At 63.7% G+C, this 3389-nt stretch carries 5 protein-coding genes; 3 read left to right on the forward strand and 2 right to left on the reverse strand.

The window, feature by feature from the left end; all coding sequences use genetic code 11:
* Positions 1–995 (forward strand): nucleoside transporter C-terminal domain-containing protein (locus JOY90_RS28500; RefSeq protein WP_291694428.1); only part of this gene is annotated, 995 nt, incomplete at its 5' end.
* A 107-nt stretch (positions 996–1102) separates the two neighbouring features.
* Here JOY90_RS28500 and JOY90_RS28505 read toward each other — a convergent pair.
* Positions 1103–1645, reverse strand: a complete 543-nt coding sequence (locus JOY90_RS28505) for a cupin domain-containing protein (RefSeq protein ID WP_291694429.1) — start codon at positions 1643–1645, stop codon at positions 1103–1105.
* Between the two features lie 160 nt (positions 1646–1805).
* Positions 1806–2093 carry an usg protein gene (locus JOY90_RS28510; RefSeq protein WP_291694430.1) on the reverse strand — a complete coding sequence of 96 codons (288 nt, stop codon included), beginning with the start codon at positions 2091–2093 and terminating at the stop codon, positions 1806–1808.
* 384 nt (positions 2094–2477) lie between these two features.
* Here JOY90_RS28510 and groES point away from each other — a divergent pair, with 384 nt between their 5' ends.
* Together groES and JOY90_RS28520 are read left to right on the forward strand one after the other, a co-directional pair.
* Positions 2478–2792: a co-chaperone GroES gene (gene groES / locus JOY90_RS28515; RefSeq protein ID WP_291694431.1), complete on the forward strand. Its 315-nt coding sequence runs from the start codon at positions 2478–2480 to the stop codon at positions 2790–2792.
* Positions 2793–2931: 139 nt separating this feature from the next.
* The coding region (locus JOY90_RS28520) for a TCP-1/cpn60 chaperonin family protein (RefSeq protein WP_291694432.1) at positions 2932–3389 on the forward strand (458 nt) is incomplete at its 3' end.

The following is a 3389-nucleotide window of genomic DNA, read 5'->3' on the forward strand; positions in this document are numbered from 1 at the left end:
CCTTCGAGCTGAAGGTGCCCGGCGCCGATTTCATCCTGGCGTTCCAGGCGCTGCCGATCGTGCTTGTCATGAGCGTGCTGACGACGCTCTTGTTCTATTGGCGCGTGCTGCCGCCCATCGTGCGCGGCATGGCCTGGGTGCTCGAGCGCACGCTCGGCGTCGGCGGCGCGGTCGGCCTGTCGACGGCCGCCAACATCTTCCTCGGCATGGTCGAGGCGCCGCTGTTCGTGCGGCCGTATCTTTCGAAGATGACGCGCAGCGAATTGTTCCTGGTGATGACCGGCGGCATGGCCGGCATCGCCGGCACCGTGCTCGTGCTCTACGCCACACTTCTTGCGCCCCTCATTCCGGATGCGGCGGCGCATTTCGTCATCGCCTCCGTGCTCGGCGCGCCGGCGGCGATCCTGGTCAGCCTGATCATGGTGCCCGAGACCTCTGACCGACTGACCGGCGGCGCGCTCGGCGAGGATCCCAAGCTGCAGGCGTCCTCCACCATGGACGCCATCGTCAAGGGCACCAGCGCCGGGCTCGAATTGCTGCTCAACATCGTCGCGATGCTGATCGTGCTGGTGGCGCTGGTCCATCTCGCCAATGCGATGCTCTCGCTGTTGCCGCCGATCGGCGGCGCCGCGATCTCGCTGCAGCGGATCCTCGGCATCGCGATGGCGCCGGTGTGCTGGCTGATGGGCCTGCCCTGGGATCAGGCGGTGACCGGCGGCAGCCTGATGGGCACCAAGACGGTGCTCAACGAGCTGATCGCCTATGTCGACCTGTCGAAGCTCGCCCCGGACGCGCTCGATCCGCGCTCGAAGCTGATCATGCTCTATGCGATGTGCGGCTTCGCCAATTTCGGCAGCCTCGGCATCATGATCGCCGGGCTCGGCACCATGGCGCCGGAGCGGCGCGACGAGATCAACGCGCTCGGCGTGAAGTCGATCGTCTCCGGGACGCTGTCGACCTGCCTGATGGGCGCGATCGTGGGGGTGATCACATAGCCGGTCATTCCGGGGCGCGACGAAAGTCGCGTGCCCGGAATCTCGCGGCACAAGCTCCGGCCTCGCTTTGCGCGGACCGGGTGGCGCGCCCGGAATGACAGTGTGCCCTACGCCGTCAGCTCGACGGTCTTGAAATCCGCCGGCAGGATCACCTCGAGCAGTTCGACGTCGTCGGAATAGTCGAGGATCATGTGCCTGACCTTCGGCGGCTGGGTCCAGGCGCTGCCCTCCCGCATCACCGTCTCGCCCTCACCTTCCATGTAGGTCTTCACCCAGCCCTTGAGCACATAGACCATCTGGAAGTCGACGTCGTGGCAATGCAGTTTCGACACCTCCTCCGGATTGCACGGCGGCAGGAGGCGGATCACATGCGCCCGCGCCACGCCGTTGCTGGCGTCGGCGATGCCGAGGTCGCGGTAGTGCGCATAGGCGCGCAAGCCATCGGCCTTGAAATCCTCCTCGCGGTGATGGCTGACGGCGATGCGCTGCGGCGGTCTGGGCGGCTTCTTCGGCGCGGCCGCGCGGGCCCCGCCTGCAGGTTTCCGGCGTACGCTCGACTTGGCGGTGGTCTTTCGCGGCGGCGATTTCTTCTGCGTGGCGGTCTTGCTCGCGGACCGCGACGCCGGCTTCTTGGTAAGCTTCTTGGCCATCGGTGCTCTCCTTCCGTTTCCTCGGACGGAAAGCGTAGCACAGGTCCGGTTTCGCAGGGTGGGCTAAGGCGCGGAACGCGCCGTGCCCACCATTGCCTCCACAGCGTGGCTCTAAGAATGGTGGGCACGCTGCGCTTGGCCCACCCTACGGCACCGCGATTCAATTCAGCCGGAACACGCCGTCGACGGCGCGCAGCTCGGCCGGCTTGATCAGTTTGGAATGCGCCACGGTGACCGAGAACAGCGGGCCCTCGAGCTTCTCCTGCCAGAATTTCAGGAAATCCTGCAGCGCCGGGAATTTCGGAAACAGGTCGTAGTTCTGCCAGACATAGGTCTGGAGCAGCGCAGGATGATCCGGCATGCGGTAGAGGATCTGCGCCGTCGTCAGACCGTAGCCCAGAACCTGCTTCCGAAAGTCCTCGGAAACAACGCCGACCCTCGACACCATGCCAACCTCCTTGCCAGAGGAGCGCATATTCGATCGATGGCCCAAGCCCGTAAGCCATCAAGTCAAGATGCGCTCACATGAGAGAAATGTGACGCACACTGCCAATTCATGACAAGCCTAAATGTTTAACGTGCTGTTGAAATTTCCTGCATTAGCAGCAACTTAGCACACGTGCTAATACGGCCCGGGGCCCGATCGGCGCGGTTAATGATGCCGAATGATTTTCTGGCAGGCGCTTGCAACGAGTGCCAAATTTTCTGCTAAAGGCCCTTGCCGCCCGTAAAACTCTGGACTATGTGAGCGGCGCGTATGCTGGCACTCGCCGGCATCGATTGCCAATACCTCTAAAACTCTCTAACAAATCCAGGATCTTAGGAGGACTGCATGAAATTCCGTCCGCTTCACGACCGCGTCGTGGTCAAGAGGATCGACGCAGAAGAGAAGACCGCTGGCGGCATCATCATTCCCGACACGGCCAAGGAGAAGCCCTCCCAGGGTGAAGTCATCGCCGTCGGCCCCGGCGGCCGCGACGAGAGCGGCAAGCTGATCCCGATCGACGTCCAGGTCGGCGACCGCGTGCTGTTCGGCAAGTGGTCGGGCACCGAGGTCAAGATCGACGGTCAGGAGCTGTTGATCATGAAGGAGAGCGACATCATGGGCGTGCTCGACGCCTCCGCCTCCAAGAAGAAGGCCGCCTAAGCCTTTAGCCAGCCCTCACCCTGAGGAGCCGGCAGAGCCGGCGTCTCGAAGGGTGAGACAGTTCGGCCTCATCCTTCGAGACGCGGACAAGTCCGCTCCTCAGGATGAGGGGATAGAATCAACTCAGGGAAAATCATTTATGTCAGCCAAAGAAGTCAAATTCGGCGTCGAGGCCCGCGACCGCATCCTGCGCGGCGTGGACATCCTCAACAACGCCGTCAAGGTCACGCTCGGTCCGAAGGGCCGCAACGTCGTTCTCGACAAGTCGTTCGGCGCGCCCCGCATCACCAAGGACGGTGTGACGGTCGCCAAGGAGATCGAGCTCGACGACAAGTTCGAGAACATGGGCGCCCAGATGGTGCGCGAGGTCGCCTCCAAGTCCGCTGACGCGGCCGGCGACGGCACCACCACCGCGACCGTGCTCGCCGCCGCCATCGTCCGCGAGGGCGCCAAGGCAGTTGCCGCCGGCATGAACCCGATGGATCTCAAGCGCGGCATCGACCTCGCGGTCGAGGCGGTCGTGGCCGACCTGGTGAAGAACTCCAAGAAGGTCACCTCCAACGAGGAGATCGCCCAGGTCGGCACCATCTCGGCCAA

It is taken from the genome of Bradyrhizobium sp. (assembly GCF_019242285.1).
Classification (GTDB): domain Bacteria; phylum Pseudomonadota; class Alphaproteobacteria; order Rhizobiales; family Xanthobacteraceae; genus Bradyrhizobium.